Origin of the sequence: Flectobacillus major DSM 103 (assembly GCF_000427405.1) — a bacterium.
In the GTDB taxonomy this organism is placed as follows: Bacteria; Bacteroidota; Bacteroidia; order Cytophagales; family Spirosomataceae; genus Flectobacillus; species Flectobacillus major.
The window spans coordinates 88,263-111,472 of sequence record NZ_ATXY01000003.1 but is presented as its reverse complement, the minus strand read 5'-3'; the positions used below and the strand labels follow the sequence as shown (position 1 = coordinate 111,472).

The window sequence follows — 23,210 nt, the reverse complement described above, 5'->3', positions numbered from 1 at the left end:
GTGGAAGTATTTTGGGCAATAAAACTTTTATTGAGGGGGTAATTTTTATAAAGCATTTGTTAGCTTAAATACCCAAGCGTAGTCGCATGGGCTATTGGCTGGGCTTATGGCTGGCGGCGAAATTGTCAATTTGCCATTTTTATAAATTGTTTTGATTGTACTGTTCTTTAACCCTAATAAACTGATATTGCTAGGCTTCGCTATTTTTTCGACACTAAAATCTTTGTCTGGAAAAGCGGTACAAATTACATAGAGGTCTTTACCTTTTTGGGTAAAATATACTTTGGTATCTTTGGTAACGGCTGGAGCTTGATCCCACTTGCGGGTATCATAAATACTTGCTGAGTTGACTTTCAGCCATTTGCCTATGTCAGTAAGGCGTTGTTGCATAATGACAGGAATACGGCCGTCGGCAGTAGGGCCTATATTTAATAGCAAATTGCCCCCACGAGCTACTTTATTGATAAGTATGTGTACTAGCTCTTCCGAACTCGAATAATCGCTTAGTATTTCGTTGCGGTTATAACCAAAAGAGCCTGCTATACCTCGGCATTCTTCCCACGGGCGTTCAAATTTTACGCCTTGTGAGTCGCCCTCATGAATAAGGTCGTATTCGGTTGTATAAAAGCCTCCGTGTTTGCTTCTGGTTTCTTTGCCCCAGCGGTCGTTTACTACAACGGTTTCTTTTACGGGCGATTCGTTATAGAGCCACGACAAAAATTGTGTGCTTCGCAAGGTTTCAGAGGGGTAATCCCATTCGCCATCTGTCCAGAAAATATCTGGCTTGTAGGTATTTACCAAATCTTTCATTTGCGGAAACATGTGTTCGTCGATATACTGGCCAATAGTAGCTTGTTTGTACAAAGGATGATACCACTCTAACAGCGAATAGTAATAACCCATTTTAATATTTTTTTCACGTACTGCTTGGGTCAAATCGCCTAACAAATCGCGATGAGGCCCAAGGTCTACGGCATTCCAGTTCCACGAATGTTTGGAAGGCCATAGCGTAAAGCCTTCGTGGTGTTTTGAGGTTAAAACCACATATTTTGCTCCTGATTCTTTGAATAAGTTAGCCCATTCGTCGGGTTGAAATAATTCTGCTTTGAAATGATTGGCAAAATCTTGATACTGGAAATTAGGACCAAAATTTTTGTTATGAAAGTCTGTAAAATAATGCTGAGTACTATTGGGTTCTTTCCAGCGTCTCCAATAATGTTCGGCGTATCTATCATAAATACCAACATTGTCTCTAACTGTAGGGCTATACGCAGGTACAGAATAAACACCCCAGTGAATAAAAATACCAAATTTGGCATCTTCAAACCAAGCTGGTACAGGACGGCTGTCGATTGAACTCCAATTATTGTCATATTGCTTTTGGGCATACGACCAATGAAAACTTAGCCCAATCAACACCAGGCAAGCAATTAATTTTTTCATAGTTAAAGGGTTTTTGCGAATTTAATAAGTAATTGTACAAAATAAATGGCTTTCGCAACAATTCTATAGGTTAATATAGCATCTTTACAACCTGATGATTATCCTTTGATACATGGTGGGTACTGTACCGCAAAGAGTGGTAAAATAGGGTACAAGAGTAGGGATATTGTTGAAAGTCAGGAATATACCTTCTTGATTGTGTCGTTGTTTTTATTTTGACACAATATACCTTATCTTTGCACAAGTCAAATCTTTGGTCTTGACCAAAATACCTACAAAAAACCAGCTTGTGTAGATATCGAACCGTAAGATAACAGTCGTTAATCGGTAAGTCCTATCCCAATACAATCTTGACGCATACAACGATTCATTGTCATGTCACTTAATACCAAAGAGAAAATACTTGCTTCAGCCCTTTACCTTTTCAATCGATTTGGGTTTGTGAGTGTACGTTTGCAGCATATTGCCGATGAAGTAGGAATGAGTGTTGGTAATTTGGCGTATCATTTTAAAACCAAAGACGAAATTATTGAAAAACTCTACCAACAATTGGTGTATGAGCAACAGCGCCTTTTGGCCGATTTACGAATGATTCCTTTGTTTGTTAATATCAATAGGCATGTAGAAAATAGTTTTTTGCTTCAAAAAGAATACAGCTTTTTTTACACCGATACCCTTGAAGTAGTTAGGGCGTATCCAGCTATTAAGCGACAGTACCGCGAGCAGGTTCAGTGGCAAACCATTCAGTTAGAACTACTTGTCAAATTTAATGTGGCTCGTGGTGCATTATTAGAGCCTCAAGCACCCGATTCTACGTTTTTATTGGCCAATAGGTATTTGTTGATTTTAGAAAACTGGATGAATTTTGAACGTATGAAAGGAACAGAATTGGCCGAAATCAATGTTCAGCAACTCAAAGACAATATTTGGGGGTTATTAGCTCCTTATTTTTCGCTTACTGGCCAAAACGAATACCAACAACTCGATAGCTTGTTATTTGACACTTGGAGCTAAATTAAATGGCATGATACTCCGAAATTAAAACCCTTAACAACTTTCAGAATTGGAAAATTTTTTCTAATTTAGAAAAATAGAATAGTACTGACTCAAAAAAATGACCTTATGAAATCGCCCTTTAGAATTGATAGCAACACTTATGCACAACTTATGAAAGGATTAAATGATACTTTTTTTAGTGAAAAAAAAGGGAATTCAAGCGATTTTAGGCTCTATTTTGATGATTTATGGCTTTCGGATACAGCCGTTATTGATGATATTCACAAAAGTAAAGGCGAGTGGGCTGTAGATTTAGTTTTTGCTTCTATACATAATCCACTCAAGTTTATCAGAAGATTTATTGTTTCGCATCCTTGTCCAAAAAGGGCAGCTCAAAAAGCTCATTTTATGCGTAGATTGGCCGCAAAAGACCAAAGAGGAACATTAGAAGTAAATATTGAGCTATTAAATTTATGTCAAAATTGATATTTTATGTACAATACTAAGCAAAAAATTCTCAACTCTTCCATTCAACTCTTCAACCAAAATGGTATAGACGCTGTGCGTTTACAACAAATAGCAGAAGATACTGGTATTAGTGTTGGTAATTTGGCGTATCATTTCAAAAATAAAGATGCCATTGTAGAATCTGTGTATGAACATATTTTCGAAGATTTTTCTAATGTTCTTCGGCAATATGCTGTTTCTACGGCTATGACGGGTTTTGATGCCCAGTTGAGTTTATACTATGAGTTTTTTGATAAGTATCAATTTTATATTGCCGATTTTTTCAAAACCAATAATACTCCAACCGAACATCAGCAAATTTGGCAAGAATACATTACCAAAATGTTGATTCAAATCAAAAGTCGTATTGATTATCTGGTACTTAACCAAGATTTTATCCCCGAAACTTTTTCTGGATTGTACCAGCAAGTAGCTGAAAATGTATGGACAAACCTTATTTTCTATATCCAGAAATGTCGTATGAGAGGTATTACGCCCACCGAAATGCAGTATAAATATGCAGTCTGGAATCAGTTACGCCCCTATTTCACCGAATCTGGTTTGACCGAATTTAACCAAGTTATTTTGCCTAGCTTTTCGTATTAGAGAGAGTTAGTTGCAAGTGGGTTATGAATGAGTTAGTGATTATTGTATTTGCTTGCTTTTTTCATCAGTATTATTGCATTAGCGAGCGAATGACTTCGCCCACTAATGCAATAACTATAACTAATGCAATAACTATATGTTAAAATTCTTTTCCATTCTCCTTTTTAATTTCCTATTCTAGCTCTCCCCTTCACTCTTCACTTTTTCATTTTTCACTCTTCACCCCTCACGTCTTTTGCTAATTTAAAACAATTCTAAATTGGCAAAATAATTAGAAAATAATTTCTAAACCTAGAAATTATTTTCTAAAATTGTGAAGTCAATATAATTTACAAGAATTATACAATTTCAACTTCGTAAACTAAAAACTGATATGGCAAACGTATTGTGGCTTCAAGGAGGAGCATGTAGTGGTAACACTATGTCATTCTTGAATGCTGAAGAACCTACCGTCATAGACTTGGTCACCGACTTTGGCGTGAACATTCTCTGGCATCCTTCTATTGGTCTGGAAATAGGAGAACAAGTTACACATTTGCTCAACGAAATCGTTGCAGGAAAGGTACAATGCGATATCTTGGTTTATGAGGGAAGTATTATTCAAGGCCCCAATGGAACTGGTACAATGAACTACTTCTGCGACCGCCCTATGCAAGACTGGGTAAAAGAGCTTGCCGAAGTGTGTGGGTATGTAGTGGCTATTGGCGATTGTGCTACTTGGGGAGGTATTCCTGCGGTTGCTCCTAACCCTTCTGAGTCAACAGGGATGCAGTTTTTGAAAAAAGATAAAGGGGGCTTCTTGGGTGCTAATTATGTTTCAAAAGGAGGTTTACCAGTTATTAATATTCCGGGATGCCCTGCTCACCCCGACTGGATAACCCAAATTTTGGTGGCGATTGCGACAGGCCGTATCGGCGACGTTTTAATTGACGAATACCACCGTCCCAAAACTTTTTTCACCGATTTTGTTCAAACAGGTTGTACCAACGTAGTAAATTTTGCCAATAAAATAGACGGCGGTTTTGGAAAACGTGGCAATGGCTGTTTGTTTTACGAAGTGGGTTGTCGTGGCCCAATGACGCGTTCTAGCTGTAACAAAATTCTTTGGAACAGGCATTCTTCTAAAACCCGTGCCAATCACCCATGTTTAGGATGTACCGAGCCAGGTTTCCCGCATAATGATTTAGTAAAAGGTAGTGTTTTCAAAACCATGAAATACCTCGGTATTTTGCCCAAAGAAGTACCTGCTGGTAATTCAAAATTGGGCTATTATATGAGAGCAGGCTTTGAAAAAACCATGCACGCTCTTGAGGTAGCTGTTGGCGTTGAGAAATCACATTCGGAAGGTTCTAAGTAGTACCTCTAAGAGCTACTATATGCTCAAGTTATATGCCTGATTAGAAGGTCTATAATAGGCTATTTAATTCAAGTAGCCAATTCCCAAATACTTAACAATTCGTAATTTATTCATGATTACAAATTATCAAATACAATGGCAATTAAAAAAGAACTCAATATATCACCCGTAGGCCGTGTTGAAGGCGACCTCGATGTAAAAGTATATATGGAAGACGGCGTAGTAACAAGGGCTCATACCCAAGCGGCTATGTTTAGAGGTTTTGAAAAAATTATGGAAGGCAAAGACCCCCAGTCGGGTCTTATTGTAACACCTAGAATTTGTGGTATTTGCGGTGGTTCGCACTTATATTGTGCTTCGTCTGCTTTGGATACTGCTTGGGGAACTACCTTACCTCCTAATGCCCTTTTGCTAAGAGCCATTGGCCAAGCAACCGAAACAATTCAGTCGATACCACGTTGGTTTTATGCAATTTTTGCTACCGACATGGCTAATAAAAAATTTGCCAACAAACCTCTTTACGATGAGGTTGTTCGTCGTTTTGCTGCTTATGTTGGTACATCTTTCCAAAAAGGTGTTGTAGCCTCTGGCCGTCCTGTCGAGGTTTATGCTATTTTTGGTGGACAATGGCCACACTCTTCGTATATGGTACCGGGTGGGGTAATGTCGTCGCCTACGCTCAAAGATGTTACGAGGGCTTTTGCTATTATGAATCAGTTTAGAAAAGACTGGCTCGAAACCATTTGGTTAGGTTGTTCTATCGAACGTTATATGGAAATCAAAACCTATGACGATTTGCTGGCTTGGGTTGACGAAAACGAATCACAACGTAACTCTGATTTAGGTTTGTTTATTCGTGCTGGCCTAGAATTTGGACTTCATAAGTTTGGGCAAGGTGTTGGAAAGTTTATTGCTACGGGTACATATTTACACAAAGACCATTATCAAAAACCGACTATTGAGGGTAGAAATGCAGCATTAATTAGCCGATCGGGCTTTTTCGATGGCAAAAACTATTCTGAATTTGACCATCTCAAAATTCAGGAACACGTTAAACATGCTTGGTATAAAGACACCGTAGCGGCTCACCCTTGGGACGAACCGCTGCCTACTCCGCTACAGTCGCAGCCGTTGGCAAGCTCAGATTTTGGCGGAAAATACTCGTGGTCGAAAGCTCCGCGGTATAATGATTATGCTGCCGAAGCAGGGCCACTTTCTAGGGTTTTGATGAATGCCAATCCTGATAATCTGTTACCTCACCAAGTTTACGACCCATTATTTGGGGATATTTATGCCAAAATGGGGCCAAGTGTATTTACCCGTACCCTTGCTCGTGTACACGAAGCGGCTCGTTTGTTTACTCAAATCGACCAATGGCTACATGAAATTGACCTCAATGGCGATTTTTATATTAAACCAGAAGAAAAAGACGGAAAAGGCTTTGGTGCAACCGAAGCAGCAAGGGGGGCGTTGGCTCACTGGATTGAAATTGAAAATGGTGTAATCAAAAACTATCAAGTAATGGCTCCTACTACTTGGAATGTAGGGCCAAACGACGATAAAGGAAATGCTGGGCCAATCGAAGCGGCTTTAGAAGGCACCGAAATAGAAGACCCCCACGACCCTGTAGAAGTAGGTATGGTAGCTCGTTCTTTCGACTCATGTTTGGTCTGTACGGTACATGCTCACGACCAAAAAAGCGGAAAAGAGCTCGCTAAATTCAAATTATAGTTGTAATAGTGTACAGAAGTTTAGAGATTATATTTCAAAAATCCAATAGCCGATATGGAGTATTTTCTAATCATTTGTTCACTACTTTATTGGTGTTGCCTAAATGTTTTTTTGGGGTAAAACCGAATCGAAAAAATTAAACGGCTTCATTTAGTATTCAATAGTAGGTTATTGAGAAGGGAATTGGGTATTCACTTTTCAATAACCTATTTTCATTCGATAATTTACCTGTGCTACGAAAATTGAAAATAAGAAATGGTAAAAACAGCTATCATGGGTTTTGGCAATCCTGTTCGTTCTGACGATGCCGTAGGATGCTACGTGATTGAACAATTACAAAAAAAAGGAATAGAATCAGATACCATCACCTTGCTCGATATGGGAACGGGGGCATTTGAGGTACTTTTCAAGCTTCAGGGACATCAACGCATTATTATTGTAGATGCCGTTATCAATACGGGCGAAAGTGTTGGAACACTTTATAAAGTACCTGCTCAAGAAATTGATGCCGCCATTATCGACGACCCCATGGTGTTTCTGCACAGTATTAAATGGGATCAAGCATTGAGCTATGCCAAGAAAATTCTGAGAGATGATTATCCCGATGATATTAGTGTTTATTTGATTGCAGTAGATAATACTCGGATCGAAATGGAGCTTTCGGATACTGTAAAAGCCGCTGGCGATAAAGTTGTAGATTATATTTTAGCAGAATTATGAAATTACACAATGGCCATATTATTATTCCAGTAGCTCTTGTAAAAACAGTTTTAGAAAACGATACCCAAGTAAATTGGGTGTATTATCCCGAACGCCACACGCTATTGATTGCGGGAAGGTCTAAAATATTTTTTGAAAAAATGCACAAAACACACTGGCAAACTCTCAAAGATAAAAATACACAGGGCGATAAGGCTCTTTTGGTAAGGGCTATTTTGCTCGACAACGACCTTGATGATACCGACCGTGATTTGGTTTTTGACCTAAAAAACACTGGAATTATTTCGATAAATTTATAAAGTTGGTAATCTATTCAACACACACACAGATGCTTTCTATATCCACTCAATTTGACCAGCTCAATATCATTAATACCATTATCTCTTCCGAAAATCGTTTAGATGAATTGGTTGATATTCAGCTTATTGAAAATAACCAATGTGATTTTACTATCATCGCAAATACTATTCAGGTCAATTTGGATTGGTCTGAAAGCTTACCTCCTATTTTATTGAAAACGTCAATACCACTCAATACAACCAATTTACTATCTCTTATTTTTTTGAAGTTAGGTAACTGGGAAAAAGTGTATGGAAATAGCTTTGAAAACCAACAACTTACCAACGATATTGACCTCATTAATCGACTACAATCGGGGGTATTAGTACAAATTCTGGCCGAACCTATCAACGATTTTGGTACGTTCGAGTACTACCGCCGTTGGCATAATCGGGCGGTAGTGTTACATTATGGCAATACCGATACCTTGGTTGGCGATCACCTCACCAAAGCAGCCTACGAAAAAGCCCTTGAAAATGCTCCAGATACTCATTATAAAGCTTTTACAGCCAAACATTTTGCTGCTTTTTTACTAGATTTTGGCTTGTTGTCCGAGGCCGAAGCCTTACTAGTGAGTATCCTTAGCGAGGTGTTGGATACCAATGTTCAAACAGAATTAAAAGCCGTATTATACAGTATTTGGCTACAAAATTTGACAGTTCCTTACGACTACGCTTTGTTGGAAAAAACCAAACAGACTATCTGGGAAGTGCTTCAGTATTATGAAAGTCAGGGGCGGGCTTTGCAAACAGGGTTATTGCTGATTGATGCCGCTCAGGTGGCCAATTTTACAGATAGTTTTAGCGAATCATTGGGGTATATCAATCGTGCTATTCGGATATTTAGAGACGAGGATACCCCTGAGTTGGAGGCCAATGCCCATTATCGCAAAGGTGTTTTGTTGTTTACTTGGGCTCAAAATGGCAATATTCAGTTTTATAAAGGAGCTATGGAGGCTTATCAAGAAGCCCTCAAAACCTTTACTCAAGATGCAACACCAGATGTTTTTGCCGAAATTCAACATCATTTAGGTATTATCTACAGCGAGATTCCTGATGAGGCTAAAAAGAAAAGTATTTGGGCTGCCGTTTCGATTAGCTCTTTCAAGCAGGCTCTTGCTTATTTTACCCTAGCAACTCATCCTTACGAATATGCCACAATTTGCAATCATTATGCCAATGCCCTCACCAAATACCCTGAAGCCAAACTGACCGATAATTACCGAAAAGCCTTAGATTTTTATAACGAAGCTTTGGCGGTACGTACAGCTTACGAATATCCTTATGAACGAACCCTAACCCTGCTTAATTACCTAGAAGCATGCTGGCATGTTCATGAAGAAGATGCCGAAAAACAAAAAGCATTGCTAGACGAAATGAAACTAAAGGCCGAAGAAATCCAAGAGTTGGTCAACGACGAAAAGCTTTTGGCAGAAGCTCAAATTCATATCGAAAAATTAAATGAACTAGCATTTATATTGTAAAAAAAGCCTTCTTTTGAAGAGAAATCGTATTTTTAGAAAAATTTTTCTAAAAATACGATTTTTTATTTTTTATAACCTTAAATAGAATATATTTGATTTTAGAAAGTAATTAGCATAAAACAAATGCACGAAATTTCATTAGTCAGAAATATTTTCCGCACTTTGGAAGAAGAATTTCCCAATGATATTCCAAGGGTTCGAGGAATCAATTTAACCGTGGGGTTGCTCTCAAATGTACAGCCTATTCTTATGCAAAATGCGTTTCAGGCGGTTTTGGAAGATGAACCTCGCTATCAAAAAACGTCGTTGCATGTTACAATTTTACCGATTCTGATTCATTGTGAGGCTTGTAATACAACTTCTGAAGTAGCACAGTATCGCTTTATTTGTCCTTGTGGACAACCTAGCCGCAATGTTGTACAGGGCGAAGAATTATTAATTAGTAGTGTCGAGTTGGACGAACCCTGATTAGGTTTTTTTTTCAAAAAACTGTACTATTCAATTGTTGCAAAATCTTAATCTTTATAAAATGAGTAAGCCCAAATCTAATCAAGCAGCCGTAGGCTCTATTCAGTGCGATAACACAACGATGAATTTGCTCAAAGTCAATGATTTTGTGGCAAAGGCTATTCGTGAGCGATTGCCTAATATGCTAGTAATCAATGTATGTTCGTCGCCAGGTAGCGGAAAAACAACTTTGATGCAAGAAACAGGCAAGCGACTACAGGGAAAACTCAATATGGCTGTACTGGTAGGCGACCCCGAAACCGAACGTGATGCTATCCGCATGCGTGAAGTAGGTATCAATGCCCTACAAATTGTAACAGGCGGAATGTGCCATATCGAAGCCCAAATGATTTATCAAGCCCTCGATCATATCGACTTAACGGGGGTAGATATACTCTTTATTGAAAACGTAGGTAACCTTGTTTGTCCAGCAGCATTCGACTTGGGCGAAGATTATCGGGTAACGGTTTTGGCTAGTACCGAAGGCGACGATAAGCCCAAAAAATACCCTCGCATGTTTCTGACAAGCGAGCTGCTGATTGTTTCAAAAGCCGACCTATTGCCTTATGTACCTTTTTCGGTAGATGCCGTTACTAAAGATGCCAGAGAAGTAAATCCAGACCTTGATGTAATGACAATTTCGAGCTTGAAAGGTGATGGAATGGACGAATGGTGTAGATGGTTGACCGAGAAAGTAGCAGAGAAAAAAGGAAGTTTGGTAGAAGCATGAATAGCGTAAGTATCAACAATAAAGCAAAAAATCAAGTACAGTATACTTATTCTATTAGCCTAAAAGGGCTAGTTCAAGGGGTTGGTTTTAGGCCGTTTGTGTATCAGTTAGCAAACAATTGGGGGCTAAAAGGACAGGTGCGTAATGGTTTGGAGGGAGTTGAGATTATCTTTAATACCGATGCAACAACTGCCCAAAATTTTTACCAACAAGTACTTTTCCAAGCTCCATCGTTGGCACAAATCGACTATTCAATATTAAAACATATTGATAAACAGTTTTTTGAAGATTTTTCAATTACAGAAAGTACATCGGAAGGTAAGGCTTCATTATTGCTTGCTCCTGACTTTGCTATGTGCCATCACTGTCGACTAGAACTCGATGATACTCACAATAAGCGTTATCGCTATCCATTTATCAGTTGTACTAATTGTGGCCCACGGTATTCTATTATAACAAAATTACCTTACGACCGACCGCAGACCACAATGGCCGATTTTGCGATGTGCGAGGCTTGTTTGACAGAATACCATAATCCCAACGACCGACGCTTTTATGCCCAAACCAACTCTTGTAATGTATGTGGCCCTAAGTTGGGTTGGTACAAAACAATTGATGGACAAGCTCAAGCAATAGCCGAGCTGTACGACAGTCACTGGATATTGAGTCGGGTAAAATGGGCATTAGAAGCAGGCAATATTTTGGCAGTTAAAGGAATTGGAGGTTACTTATTGATGTGCGATGCCACCAACGAAAGTGCTGTTAATAAGCTCAGAACACGCAAAAACCGACCAACAAAGCCTTTTGCTGTCTTGTTTCCTGATATAAAATTGCTTGAAAAAGAGGTGTTTATCCATGAAAAAGAAAAAGAGGCTCTTCAAAGTACCGAAGCTCCTATTGTATTACTCAAGCAACGCCCAAATATAGGTACGCAAATAGCCAAAGGAGTCAATCCCAATCTTGATTATATAGGTGCGATGTTGCCCTATACGCCCATATTGAGCCTGATTGCTTATGATTTTGGAAAGCCTTTGGTAGCAACAAGTGGTAATGTTAGTGGTAGTCCAATCATTTTTGAAGATGAAAAAGCATTATCCGAATTATCACCAATAGTAGATTATATTTTGACCAATAACCGCCGAATCATTGTTCCACAAGATGACACAGTAATACGGTTTTCTGAAAAATATCAACAAAAAATTCTGATCAGACGAAGCCGTGGCAATTTATTAGTAGTAAAAAATAAGGCAGCAATAAACTCAGATACCAGTGTGTCCTTGGGTTTTGGAGCGTCATTAAAAAGTACTTTTTCTATTCAAAACACCGATAACTTATATGTTAGCCAGTATTTAGGCGATTTAGAAAGTTATGAAACTCAGCAAAACTTTGAACGAGTATTACATCATTTTGCAACATTATTTGAGCATACTCTAACCCAAAGTCGGCTTTTTTGTGATGCTCATGAAGGATATTTTTCTACGTCATTGGCACAACGATTAGCACAGCAATGGCACATTCCTGTAACCAAAGTCCAACATCATCAGGCTCATTTTGCAGCTATTTTGGCCGAACATAACCTCAATGATAATACCGTTATGGGGGTTATTTGGGACGGTACGGGTTACGGAACAGATGGTAATATGTGGGGAGGTGAGTTTTTTATTCAACAAGAACGACGGCATTTTGACTATTTTGATGCTATTCTAGGTGATAAAATGCCTCGTGAGCCTCGTATTTCTGCCTTGTGTTTGACATATCCAATGGCCAACGTTGAGCCAATCATACAGCCAAAATTTACGGTACAAGAATGGCTTGTTTATCATAAAATACTAGAGCGAAATATAATAAAAACCAGTAGTGTAGGTCGTATTTTTGATGGTGTTGCGTCTCTTTTGGGCTTATGCGAAAAGCAGTCTTTTGAAGGCCAAGCAGCTATGTTATTAGAAGAATTAGCTGGGAGATATTTGGACGAAAATGGCTATGATTTTGGGGAAAGTTATTGGACAAAACCATTTAGTAATATCCCTACCAAGCAATTAATAGAAGGTATTTTACAAGATATTGCCAAGCAGAAAAGCGATGGATTTATTGCTGCCAAGTTTCATTTTTCCTTAGTAGAATCGGTGCGAATTGTGGCAGAGCAATACCAAATCAAAAAAATTGCTTTTAGTGGTGGTGTATTCCAAAATGCAGTTTTGGTAGACTTGTTGAGGCATTATTTACAAGCTAATTTTCAGTTGTTTTTTCATCAAAAGCTGTCTCCCAACGATGAAAGTATTTCATTTGGACAAATCAATTTTCATAAGTGTACTGAATATTCAAAAAACAGATAATTCAGTAATTATTAAAAGCGAAAGCCTAGATTTTTGGATTATTTTTTATCATTTTAAAACATAAAAATATGTGTCTTGCAATTCCAGGGAAAATACAATCTATTGAATATCAATACGATGGATTGGTTCGTATGGCAAAAGTACTTTTTGGTGGAATCATCAAAGAGGCAAGCCTTGAAATGGTACCCGATGCTGTCGTTGGCGACTATGTACTGGTTCATGTGGGCGTAGCCCTAACGATAGTCGATGAAGAAGAAGCACAAAAAACCTTTAGCTATCTTAGCGAAATAGGTGAATTGGACGAACTGATAGATTCTTGCCAAATTGACGCTCCAACCCCCAATCAGCCATGAAATTTTTATCAGAATATAGAAACCCAGAACTCGTTGAGCAGTATTTAGACGAAATCAAGAAAACCGTTACCCGTCCTTGGACCATCATGGAAGTTTGTGGTGGACAAACGCATAGTTTGGTAAAGAATGGTTTACTCAATCTGCTTCCCCAAGAAGTACAAATGGTACATGGCCCAGGTTGTCCTGTATGTGTTACGCCTATCAATTTGATAGACAAAGCGGTGTATTTGGCCGAAGAAAAAAACGTAATCCTGTGTTCTTTTGGCGATATGATTCGTGTGCCAGGTTCAAAACGCAGCTTGCTAGAAGCAAAAGCCAATGGTGCAGATGTCAGGATTTTGTATTCGCCACTAGAAGCCGTAAAACTAGCTCAACAAAACCCCGACAAGGAAGTAGTTTTTTTTGCTGTAGGCTTTGAAACGACCGCTCCAGCTAATGCCCTTTCGGTGGTTCATGCTAGGCGTTTAGGCTTAAAAAATTATGCTATTTTGGCTTCTCACGTATTGGTGCCACCTGCAATTGATGCCGTCATGAACGATGAAACGGCACGTATTCAAGCATTTTTAGCGGCAGGACACGTTTGTGCTATTATGGGCATTGGTCAATATTATGATTTGGTAGAAAAACATGATATTCCGATGGTAGTGACAGGTTTTGAGCCTGTCGATTTATTGCAGGGTATTCTGATGACCGTCAAACAGTTAGAATCAGGAAAAGCTAATCTTGAAAACCAATATAGTAGAATAGTAAAGCCCGAAGGAAATCCTGAAGCCTTAAAAATTATTCAAGAGGTATTTGAAATAGCCGACCGTGAATGGCGTGGTCTAGGCACTATTCCTATGAGTGGCTGGGAGGTACGAGACAAGCTAGCCGAGTTTGATGCCAATAAAAAATTTGCAGTCAATATCGTAAAAGTACCTGAATGTGCAGATTGTATCGCTGGATTGGTGCTAAAAGGCATCAAGAAGCCTTTTGAGTGTAGTCAGTTTGGCAAAAAATGTACACCCGAAAAACCTTTGGGTGCTCCGATGGTATCGTCAGAAGGTGCTTGTGCGGCCTATTATCATTACTCCGAAGTGGTTTGAAATACCCATTTGGAAAGCCTAGTAAATAGATTTATACATTTGAGTAAGTATCTAAAAATCTTATAGACTCGCTATTTTGTTCAATTACTTATAATCGAAAGAATGACTGATAACTCAATCTTAAACTTAGTGTGTCCAATGCCAAAGCTCGACTTTGACGTTATTACCCTTGGACATGGTAGTGGTGGTATTTTAACACATAAACTTTTGGAATCGGGGGTTTTTAATTTGTTGAAAAATCCACTACTCGACACACATCACGACGGGGCTATTATTGATTTTTCAGGCAAAATGGCTTTTTCTACTGATAGTTATGTGATTTCGCCTGTTTTTTTCCCAGGGGGAAATATCGGTGAACTCGCCGTAAATGGAACAGTCAACGACCTTGCCATGTGTGGAGCTATTCCAAAATACTTATCATTGAGTTTTATTATTGAAGAGGGGCTACCCATGACTGAGTTTTGGGAGATATTAGTCTCGATCAAGAATGCTGCACAAAAATCTAATATTCAGGTTGTTACAGGCGATACTAAAGTTGTAGAAAAAGGAAAAGGAGATAAGATTTTTATCAATACTTCTGGCATTGGAGAAGTACATCCCAATGCTCAAATCTCGACACACAACTTGCAAATAGGCGACAAAATCATTATTTCTGGGTACATTGCTACACACGGTATTGCAATTATGTCGGTTAGGGAAGGATTAGATTTTGAAACCAATATTGTGAGCGATACCACCAATCTAAACCATACCGTAGGGGCTTTACTGGATAGTTTTGGTACTGATATACATCTTTTTAGAGACCCAACAAGAGGTGGTGTTGCTACTGTTTTAAACGAAATAGCCCGTGATAGTGGCTGGGGTATTACTATTGCTCAAAAACAGATTCCTGTATTGGAGGAAGTGGCAGGAGCTTGCGAATTGCTTGGGCTCGACCCTCTTTATGTAGCCAATGAAGGTGTATTCATGGCCATTGTTTCGGCCGACATCGCAGATGCTTTTTTGGCAAAATTACAAACCTTAGCACATGGCCAACATGCCGCTATTATTGGCGAAATTGTGGCCGAACACCCCAAACAGGTTATTTTAACTAGCAAAATTGGTGGTAAACGAGTCGTAAATATGCTAGTAGGCGAGCAGCTACCAAGAATCTGTTAATTATGCTTTGGGTATTGGTACTACCTACCAAGCTAAATAAGAAATCGTGTAAAATGCTTGTTTGGTCTTTTTTACTAGAAAAAATACTGCTAAATGACTTCAGAAATCCAAACGTATAGTTTATCGCTTAGCGACAAAGCTCCTTTAGTTAGCAATACCTTTATTTTTAAAGGAGATGAAGGCAACCCTTTACTTGCACCAAGAGGTGTTTGGTCGATTAATGGAAAACTGATAGTTGCTGATACAGGCCAAAATAGGGTTTTTATTTGGCATAGTATTCCCCAAAGTACTTTTATGCCTCCCGATGTGGTATTGGGGCAGCTAGAAACCACCGATACAGGCCGAAATGCTGGGCATGGGGTAAGTGCCAATACCTTGCAATATCCTTCGGGGGTGTGGTCGGATGGACAAAAGCTTATCGTTGCCGATGCTTGGAATCACCGCGTTTTGATTTGGCATACATTCCCAAGGGTCAATGGGCAAGCCGCAGATGTAGTAGTAGGTCAGCCCGATTTTGACCATAACCAGCCCAATGTACAGGGTATTGGTACAAGCCCGACAGCTCAAAGCCTCAATTGGCCTTATGGCGTATTCTCGGATGGTACTCGGCTGTGGGTTGCCGATACAGGTAATAGGCGAATATTGTATTTTGAGACAATACCACAACAATCTTTCCAGAAAGCCAACGGTGTTATCGGGAAGCCTACTTTTGAGGAAAGAGATTATGAGAATCATGAGCCTATTTGGCCGTATTCGGTACGAGTAGCTCCCAATGGGCAAATGGCGGTAGTGGATACCCAATATTACCGAACGTTGCTTTGGCACAATTGGCAAAAAGCTTTTTCAAATCCTGCCGATGTGATTATTGGTCAGCCTGATTTTGAATCCAATGGTCAAAATCAGTTTAGCTTATTTCCTAAGCACAATAGCCTCAGTTGGGTATATGATAGTTTTTTTTATCAAAATGGCTTATTGGTAGCCGATACAGGCAATAGTCGTTTGTTGTGGTTTGAACAAATACCAACCGTAAATTCGCCTTGGGCTGATAATCTTATTGGCCAAGAAAAATTTACAATTGGTAGCGAAAACGCCAATACTCGTTATGGAACAGATAAACAATTGTACTGGCCTTTTTCGCTCTGTATTACCAACCGTACCCTTTTGGTGGCCGATACGGGCAACCACCGTATTATTATTTTTCAACTAAATCAATAACCCTAAAATATGGAAATAGCACCATTGCTTTTGGCCAGTATTGTTGGTTTTTCTCATGCTTTTGAGGCCGATCATCTGGTAGCCGTGAGTAATATCGTAACCCGACGCAATAGCCTTCATTTGGCTATGAAAGATGGGGTATATTGGGGGTTGGGGCATACATCTACCATTTTATTAGTAGGTTGTGTGTTTATTTTGGGTAAATTTACCTTCCATGAAAATAGTTTTCATTACCTTGAAGCGGCTGTTGGTATTATGCTGATTATTTTGGGAGTATTTCGTTTATTCAAACTATATACTGCCAAAGCAACGGTACATACACACGCATCGGATGTACACGAGCATAAGCTGGCTTATGGTGTGGGCTTGGTTCATGGGCTGGCTGGTAGTGGGGCATTGGTGTTATCGGTGCTTACTACTATCAAAGGAATTGTAAGTAGCCTTTTGTATCTGTTTATTTTTGGCATAGGCTCAATTGGCGGTATGATGCTAGCAGCAGGAATTTTTAGTGTACCATTTTCCGAAAAAATTATTCGGAATCAAAAAATACGGGTATATATGACCCTCCTATCTTCTTTGTTTTGTATTGGTCTAGGCGTAATTGTTATACATCAGCAACTAAAATAATGGAATACAACGAATCTGATTTTGTAGAATACGCTTTAAAGGAAACGGGAATCGCAATTTTATCACGAAATGATAAGTATTTTGATTTGCCCAATGGCTTCCAAATAGAAGTAGAAGGCCGAGACTTATACCGTTTGTCGCATGAAGGATGGGTCATTTCTCCTTTTGATGACATCGGGAGGTTGTGTACTTTTCTTCAAAGTAATATTAATCATACAACTGAAACGAATGAAAGTAATGGATAAACGGGAATTATGGATAGTGGCTCTTTCTGAAAGTATTTCAAAACCAGGCCATTATGCCTTGATATTGGAGGATACCCTAAGCAAACGACGTATTCCTTTGATTATTGGGTCGAGCGAGGCTCAGGCTATTGCTATGGCTATGGAAAAATTGCAACCTACTCGCCCACAAACCCATGATTTGTTTCATCAAACAATCCTAAAACTCAATGCTGTACTTGTCGAAACACTTATTTATCGCTTAGAAAAGGAGGTTTTTTATGCCTATATTATCATCAAAACAGCAACGGGTTTATTAGAAATTGACGCTCGTCCGTCCGATGCCATTGCTTTGGCGGTACGATTTGGGTGTCCTGTTTTTGCTACTGACGATGTTATTGAAAATTCTGCGTATGATTTTGATGAAAAAACCCGTGATAAACGGGGGTCTTATGCCGAATATACGCTTGAGGAGTTGGAGGAACTGCTCAATAAAATTATCAAAAAAGAGGATTATGAAAGTGCTGCAAGGGTAAGAGATGCTATTGAACGACGACAAAAAAAATAATTTTCTGTTATTTAGAAAAATCTATATTTGTTTGATAATAAGGTGTATAGCTGGTATCCGTTGGGGCTTGTCGATTATTTGTTTTTGTAAACAAGCCCCAACGATGTTAAGATATAAGCTGTTCTATTTTTTACTTTTGGATGTAGTCCGTGTTCAAACTCAATATGAAGGGTGACAAATTTGTCTAAAAGACTTTTGTTTTCCAATATTAATGCTTGATGGTTGCTTCTAAAGTTGTACTTCATATCCATAACTGCCCTAACATTGTCCAATACAAGGTCTGGATTCATTGTAATGGCTTCTAAAAAGTCTGATTTATCGGCTTCGCTATTCGCAAAAGGGGTATCTATCTTAAAATAAATCGTTTCTATTCCTCTTTGTCTAACTCCTGTGTTGTACTCAAACTGAATATTATCGACACTCATTTGGGTGATTTCTCGGTGGGCTTTTACAAGTACATTAACATTGAAATCATAAAAGTTAACATATTTGTTTTCGTCTACTTGCAATAGCTTTTTAAGCTCGTTTACGGTGTAAGAAAACGTAAATCTTTTTTGCCCCATGTGCATTTTCAAAATACGATACATGGTGCTTGAATACACGTATTTGAACGATTGAATTTTTTCTAAATTATAACGAGCATATTGCTTTTGAAAGTCTTTGAGGTATTTGCCAATGGCATGATTGGTTTCAAACTCCAAAACGCCGTCTTGGTATGAAATACGTGAAAAAATAGAAAGGTGTTCGTATTCTATTTCTGGACGATTAAAATCTAAAAAAGTAATAGATTTTTCCATCATTGATTTAGTTACAGCCAATGATTGTTGAATGGTTACATACTTGACTATTTCACTGCGTGGAATAGAAACAATAATTGACGTATTATCATCAACGTTGGCCAATGCTTCATAATCTATTTGATTAACAAATAGCTCAAAAAGTTTTTGTTCTACACGTTTGTATGGAATAGATGACACGATAAATTTATTGGAAAGGTAATTATCTATTCTACTATGTTTGAAGGGAAGAACAAGGCTTTTATTCGATGGAATTTTCATATTAGTTAATGTATTGTATGAGGATAGCCATTAGTAGGGTAAATTTATAAAAAACTCGCATTATTTCATAAAAAACTCGCATTAATTAAGGGTGTTTTCATAAAAAACTCGCATTATTTCATAAAAAACTCGCATTAATTTTTGTAACTATTTGATTTTCAGGCAGTTTGGAGGCCTCTAAATCAATCAAATATTATTTGATAAATCTATAAATCAAGAAAAAAAACAAAATTTTTGAAAAAATTACTAAAAATAATAGTTTTGAGCCTGTTTTTGGCTAATTATGACTCAAAGGGCACTCAAAAATGGCATTTTTCAACGCTAAAAAAAAGCATTTTTTATATAAGTATCTAATAGTCAATGCTTTAACTTTCATAAAAAACTCGCATTAGCTTTTTGGGCAGATGATAAATGATAAAATTCCGGATTCATAAAAAACTCGCATTAAAATATAAATTGTTGATTTTCAAGTATTTATGATTTATAAAAAACTCGTATTAACTTTTTGGCTTGAATCATATTTCATAATTTTTGAAGGATTATTTTGATAGTAAAATTACATAAATGTCTGATTGTCAGTATTTTAACTTTCATAAAAAACTCGCATTAGCTTATTTTTACGCTTTAAAATAGGGCTATTTATGATTTATAAAAAACTCGCATTATTTCATAAAATACTGTAAATCAGCGTTTTATGATTGATAGTAAAACCGAACTTTTACTAGAAAGTGATGAGAAAAGAATAATTGGAGCAGATTTATAAAAAACTCGTATTAAGCAGTGAGATAAGAAATTTGGAGTACCCCCAATGACGCAATTGCTCTACTTTACGAGTGAATAGACATTGATATAATCGGGCAGATATTCAAGGTTGTTTAGTACCTTACTCTGGGTTTTCTGGGTTTTGGCTAGACAAATACTGAGACGAAACTGCTCCTACTATGATAGAACAAGCTGCCAACAATTCGCTGTCGATCATATCGGAGGCTTTGAAAGACATAATAAAAAATATAAGCGTTAAACTTACATAAATACTATTTTTTAATGCGACAAGTTTCATTGATGAATCTTTTTATGGTTTTGTATAGTTCAAAACGCTTACTGAAATATGCGTTTTGACACATCTAACAAATATGTAGACTCAGGTTTACTTTTTTTTATTTATATTCGTAATGAGAAATATTAATTTTTTTTATGAATTACACACTTAATCAATTACAGATTTTCTTGAAAATCGTACAGACCGAGAGCGTAACGAAGGCATCGGAAGAGTTGCATCTTACGCAACCCGCTGTTTCTATTCAGCTCAAAAACTTTCAAGACCAATTTGATATTCCTTTGACAGAAGTTGTAGGAAGGAAAATTTATATTACAGATTTTGGAAGAGAAATAGCCGAGGCCGCCGAAAACATTATCAATCAAGTATATGCCATCAACTACAAAACTTTAGCCTACAAAGGGCAATTAACGGGTCGGCTCAAGATTTCGGTTGTATCAACTGGAAAATATGTAATGCCCTATTTCCTAACTGATTTTATGAAACAGCATACTGGAATTGAGCTATTAATGGATGTAACCAACAAAAACAAAGTAGTAGAGAGTTTGGAAAACAACGAGGTTGATTTTGCTCTTGTATCTGTTTTGCCAACGACCCTCAACATCGAGCAGCTAGATTTACTCCAAAATAAATTATACTTGGTTGGGAATGCCAAAGCCACAATACCCCATGAAATCAATACCACAGACTTATTTAAAGAATTACCGTTGATTTTTAGGGAAAAAGGCTCTGGAACAAGACAAACCATGGAAAGCTTTATTGAACGCAATAATATTTCTGTTTTGAAGAAAATGGAATTAACCTCCAACGAAGCAGTCAAACAAGCCCTATTAGCCGATTTAGGTTATTCTATTATGCCATTGATAGGCATTAGAAATGAACTCCACAACAATGAATTACAAATCATACCAATCAAAGGGCTGCCTATTACTACTACTTGGCGTTTGATATGGTTGAAAGGAAAAAAACATTCTCCTGTTTCTACCTCGTTTTTAACGTATTTGAGCAAGGAAAAAGCTCAAATTATTCAAGATAAATTTGACTGGTATGAGCGGTATTAATTCGTACGATTACTTTACAAATAACACTCGCTTCACAGAGGAAAGGCATATTTTGTGAAGCTTTTTAATATTTTTTGTTCTGGCTTTTGCTTCATTATCACTTCTGCTAATTTTCTCTTTAGGCTAATCTGCTCATAGATTATTGCTAAATATTTAAACTTTAAGCAAATAGCGATGTTTAGTTAATATCTATAAAGTTTAATGATGTATTTATTAATACTAAACAAATGTTTAATGTATTTGTACTATATATCACTAAAACAGCATAAAAGTAATCCATATTAGCACATTTTATATAAACTGTAGATCAGTATGTTAAAGCAATTAAACCTAAATTTTGTTCGAGTATTAGTATTGTTGGTATTTGCTCACACGGCTTTTACGCAAAGTAAAGTAGAACATGTCATATTGATTGGAGTAGATGGCCTAGGAGCTTACGCATTCAAGAATACCCGTGTTCCTCATTTAAGAAAATTGATGAGCAAAGGCTCTTGGACTATGCAAGCACGTTCGGTTTTACCCTCGTCGAGTGCTCCCAACTGGGCTTCAATGGTAATGGGAGCTGGGCCAGAATTACACGGCTACACTACTTGGGGTAGTAAAAAACCAGATTTGCCCGCTCGTGTATTGGATGAATACGGAATGTTTCCGAATGTGTACAGTTTGTTGCGAAAAGCCAAACCATCAAGTCAAATTGGCGTAGTATATGAATGGGACGGCATTGGCTTTTTGTTTCCTAAACAGGCCGTGGATAAAGACCAAAATTGCGAAGGCGATAGTGCTACAGCATTGGCAGCAGTAAGTTATATCAAAGAGAAAAAACCTAATTTTTTGTTTATCCATTTTAACGAAGTTGACCATGTAGGGCATTCTGTCGGCCACGATACGCCCGAATATTACCAATCGGTAGAGAATACAGATACTTATGTAGGAACAATTATCCAGGGTATCAAAGATGCGGGCATTGCAGACAAAGCGGTGATAATTTTCACGGCTGACCACGGCGGAATTAACAAAGATCATGGGTCTATTTCGATGCAGGAAATGCAAATACCATGGATTATTGCTGGCCCAGGTATCAAAACTAATCATGAAGTGACTGAAAGCATAATGACATTCGATACTGCTGCAACTATTGCCAAACTCTTTAAGTTAAAGCAACCGCAAGTATGGATTGGCAAACCCGTTATGGATGCCTTCAAATAAAATTCTCCTAAACATATTATTCAAGAGGTACGGTGAATGACAAGTATTGAATTTTGGAAATAAATATTGGTTTTCCAGTTAGTTGTTTTTACCATAAGTCAAACTTGTTTTACACAACTATTTCAATCGAAGTATTGGTGAGGTTGTTAGTGCTAAAGGAGAAAAGTTTTTTGCCGAAAAAGTAGCTATAGCTATTGGTAGGGGGTGAGATTTTAAAGCATTTTTTTCAAAAAGAAATATATCACAAAAAGCTGGCAGCTACTCTCAGAAGTATTTATGGGAACATGGGGCAATCTGCCATCGAAAAATAGAGAATCATCCTCTTCCAACAAAAGCGATTGTCCGTTAATTCTAGATTCTGTTTGGCCTTTTATTACATAAATAAACTCACAAGCGTCGGTGGTAAGCTCTTCACAGTACGAACCATTACCAAGGTCGAGCAGTACAAAATCAATGGTACTCGACGGAATATTACGCATCATAATACGCTTATAATTAAACCCTTTGACATTTTCTTTTTCGAAGGTGCTATAGTCTGCCTTGCGGTTTACCATGATAGTAGGCTCAAGAAGGCTGAGTCCTTTAAAGAACTCGCTCACTTCGATTTCCAGCGATTGGATGATACCAAACATTACTGAAAGAGAAGGAATCGTTCGTCCATTTTCAATTTGCGAAACCAAACCCTTGCTGACACCAGATTTGTCGGCCAGCTCTTGTAATGTCATTCTTTTATCTAGTCTTTTTTGCTTTATGCGGCGGCCAACCTCTAAAATAAAAAATCCTTCCATAAAGCAATATTACCAATTTTTTGACCATGTTTCTCAACTCGCTAAGTTAAAAATCTTCTAA

24 protein-coding genes are annotated in these 23,210 nt (G+C 37.9%); 20 read left to right on the top strand and 4 right to left on the bottom strand.

The genetic code is table 11. The features are described from left to right. Positions 1–45: 45 nt before the first annotated feature. Positions 46–1,443, bottom strand: coding sequence for an alpha-L-fucosidase (locus tag FLEMA_RS0100655; protein WP_026993792.1), 1,398 nt, complete (start codon positions 1,441–1,443; stop codon positions 46–48). A 375-nt stretch (positions 1,444–1,818) separates the two neighbouring features. Here FLEMA_RS0100655 and FLEMA_RS75830 point away from each other — a divergent pair, with 375 nt between their 5' ends. From FLEMA_RS75830 to FLEMA_RS0100565, 18 genes are all read left to right on the top strand, one after another. Further along, a complete protein-coding gene (locus FLEMA_RS75830; RefSeq protein ID WP_026993791.1) occupies positions 1,819–2,457 on the top strand; it encodes a TetR/AcrR family transcriptional regulator in 639 nt (212 codons plus the stop codon). A 108-nt stretch (positions 2,458–2,565) separates the two neighbouring features. Beyond that, the gene (locus FLEMA_RS0100645) at positions 2,566–2,925 is read left to right on the top strand and encodes a hypothetical protein (protein WP_026993790.1); all 360 of its coding nucleotides are present in this window, start codon (positions 2,566–2,568) and stop codon (positions 2,923–2,925) included. Positions 2,926–2,931: 6 nt separating this feature from the next. Then, positions 2,932–3,552: a TetR/AcrR family transcriptional regulator gene (locus tag FLEMA_RS0100640; protein WP_026993789.1), complete on the top strand. Its 621-nt coding sequence runs from the start codon at positions 2,932–2,934 to the stop codon at positions 3,550–3,552. A 373-nt stretch (positions 3,553–3,925) separates the two neighbouring features. Next, positions 3,926–4,909: an NADH-quinone oxidoreductase subunit B family protein gene (locus FLEMA_RS0100635; protein WP_026993788.1), complete on the top strand. Its 984-nt coding sequence runs from the start codon at positions 3,926–3,928 to the stop codon at positions 4,907–4,909. Between the two features lie 135 nt (positions 4,910–5,044). Further along, the gene (locus tag FLEMA_RS0100630; protein ID WP_026993787.1) at positions 5,045–6,640 is read left to right on the top strand and encodes a nickel-dependent hydrogenase large subunit; all 1,596 of its coding nucleotides are present in this window, start codon (positions 5,045–5,047) and stop codon (positions 6,638–6,640) included. A gap of 255 nt (positions 6,641–6,895) precedes the next feature. Then, a complete protein-coding gene (locus tag FLEMA_RS0100625) occupies positions 6,896–7,360 on the top strand; it encodes a hydrogenase maturation protease (protein ID WP_026993786.1) in 465 nt (154 codons plus the stop codon). Next, positions 7,357–7,659, top strand: a complete 303-nt coding sequence (locus FLEMA_RS0100620) for a hypothetical protein (protein ID WP_044170328.1) — start codon at positions 7,357–7,359, stop codon at positions 7,657–7,659. The genes FLEMA_RS0100625 and FLEMA_RS0100620 overlap by 4 nt, the downstream gene beginning before the upstream one ends. A 29-nt stretch (positions 7,660–7,688) precedes the next feature. After that, positions 7,689–9,182, top strand: coding sequence for a tetratricopeptide repeat protein (locus FLEMA_RS0100615; protein WP_026993784.1), 1,494 nt, complete (start codon positions 7,689–7,691; stop codon positions 9,180–9,182). A 123-nt stretch (positions 9,183–9,305) separates the two neighbouring features. Beyond that, positions 9,306–9,650 carry a hydrogenase maturation nickel metallochaperone HypA/HybF gene (locus tag FLEMA_RS0100610; protein ID WP_026993783.1) on the top strand — a complete coding sequence of 115 codons (345 nt, stop codon included), beginning with the start codon at positions 9,306–9,308 and terminating at the stop codon, positions 9,648–9,650. A gap of 61 nt (positions 9,651–9,711) precedes the next feature. Further along, positions 9,712–10,419: a hydrogenase nickel incorporation protein HypB gene (gene hypB, locus FLEMA_RS0100605; protein ID WP_052353891.1), complete on the top strand. Its 708-nt coding sequence runs from the start codon at positions 9,712–9,714 to the stop codon at positions 10,417–10,419. Beyond that, positions 10,416–12,752 (top strand): carbamoyltransferase HypF, encoded by a 2,337-nt coding sequence (gene hypF / locus FLEMA_RS0100600; protein ID WP_026993781.1) that lies wholly within the window; start codon positions 10,416–10,418, stop codon positions 12,750–12,752. Before hypB ends, hypF begins: the two co-directional genes overlap by 4 nt. 68 nt (positions 12,753–12,820) lie before the next feature. Continuing rightward, positions 12,821–13,105, top strand: a complete 285-nt coding sequence (locus FLEMA_RS0100595) for a HypC/HybG/HupF family hydrogenase formation chaperone (protein ID WP_026993780.1) — start codon at positions 12,821–12,823, stop codon at positions 13,103–13,105. Continuing rightward, positions 13,102–14,190, top strand: coding sequence for a hydrogenase formation protein HypD (gene hypD / locus FLEMA_RS0100590; RefSeq protein WP_026993779.1), 1,089 nt, complete (start codon positions 13,102–13,104; stop codon positions 14,188–14,190). The genes FLEMA_RS0100595 and hypD overlap by 4 nt, the downstream gene beginning before the upstream one ends. Positions 14,191–14,328: 138 nt before the next feature. Further along, positions 14,329–15,348: a hydrogenase expression/formation protein HypE gene (gene hypE, locus FLEMA_RS0100585; RefSeq protein ID WP_026993778.1), complete on the top strand. Its 1,020-nt coding sequence runs from the start codon at positions 14,329–14,331 to the stop codon at positions 15,346–15,348. A gap of 93 nt (positions 15,349–15,441) precedes the next feature. After that, positions 15,442–16,563, top strand: a complete 1,122-nt coding sequence (locus tag FLEMA_RS0100580; protein ID WP_026993777.1) for an NHL repeat-containing protein — start codon at positions 15,442–15,444, stop codon at positions 16,561–16,563. Between the two features lie 9 nt (positions 16,564–16,572). Further along, positions 16,573–17,190, top strand: coding sequence for an urease accessory protein (locus FLEMA_RS0100575; RefSeq protein ID WP_026993776.1), 618 nt, complete (start codon positions 16,573–16,575; stop codon positions 17,188–17,190). Beyond that, positions 17,190–17,435 (top strand): hypothetical protein, encoded by a 246-nt coding sequence (locus FLEMA_RS0100570; protein WP_026993775.1) that lies wholly within the window; start codon positions 17,190–17,192, stop codon positions 17,433–17,435. Before FLEMA_RS0100575 ends, FLEMA_RS0100570 begins: the two co-directional genes overlap by 1 nt. Further along, positions 17,428–17,979 (top strand): bifunctional nuclease family protein, encoded by a 552-nt coding sequence (locus tag FLEMA_RS0100565; protein ID WP_026993774.1) that lies wholly within the window; start codon positions 17,428–17,430, stop codon positions 17,977–17,979. The genes FLEMA_RS0100570 and FLEMA_RS0100565 overlap by 8 nt, the downstream gene beginning before the upstream one ends. A 74-nt stretch (positions 17,980–18,053) precedes the next feature. Here FLEMA_RS0100565 and FLEMA_RS0100560 read toward each other — a convergent pair whose 3' ends face one another. Both FLEMA_RS0100560 and FLEMA_RS76875 read right to left on the bottom strand, forming a co-directional pair. Continuing rightward, a complete protein-coding gene (locus tag FLEMA_RS0100560; protein WP_026993773.1) occupies positions 18,054–19,037 on the bottom strand; it encodes a replication initiation protein in 984 nt (327 codons plus the stop codon). 883 nt (positions 19,038–19,920) lie between these two features. Then, entirely contained in the window at positions 19,921–20,097 is a 177-nt protein-coding gene (locus FLEMA_RS76875) for a hypothetical protein (protein ID WP_159102644.1), read from the bottom strand. 134 nt (positions 20,098–20,231) lie between these two features. Here FLEMA_RS76875 and FLEMA_RS0100550 point away from each other — a divergent pair, with 134 nt between their 5' ends. Both FLEMA_RS0100550 and FLEMA_RS0100545 read left to right on the top strand, forming a co-directional pair. Beyond that, complete coding sequence (locus tag FLEMA_RS0100550) at positions 20,232–21,155, top strand: LysR family transcriptional regulator (RefSeq protein ID WP_026993772.1); 924 nt, start codon at positions 20,232–20,234, stop codon at positions 21,153–21,155. A gap of 312 nt (positions 21,156–21,467) precedes the next feature. Further along, the gene (locus FLEMA_RS0100545; RefSeq protein WP_026993771.1) at positions 21,468–22,361 is read left to right on the top strand and encodes an alkaline phosphatase family protein; all 894 of its coding nucleotides are present in this window, start codon (positions 21,468–21,470) and stop codon (positions 22,359–22,361) included. Between the two features lie 212 nt (positions 22,362–22,573). Here the strand turns inward: FLEMA_RS0100545 and FLEMA_RS0100540 are convergent, their stop codons facing one another. Beyond that, positions 22,574–23,149 (bottom strand): helix-turn-helix domain-containing protein, encoded by a 576-nt coding sequence (locus tag FLEMA_RS0100540; RefSeq protein ID WP_026993770.1) that lies wholly within the window; start codon positions 23,147–23,149, stop codon positions 22,574–22,576. Positions 23,150–23,210: the final 61 nt, after the last annotated feature.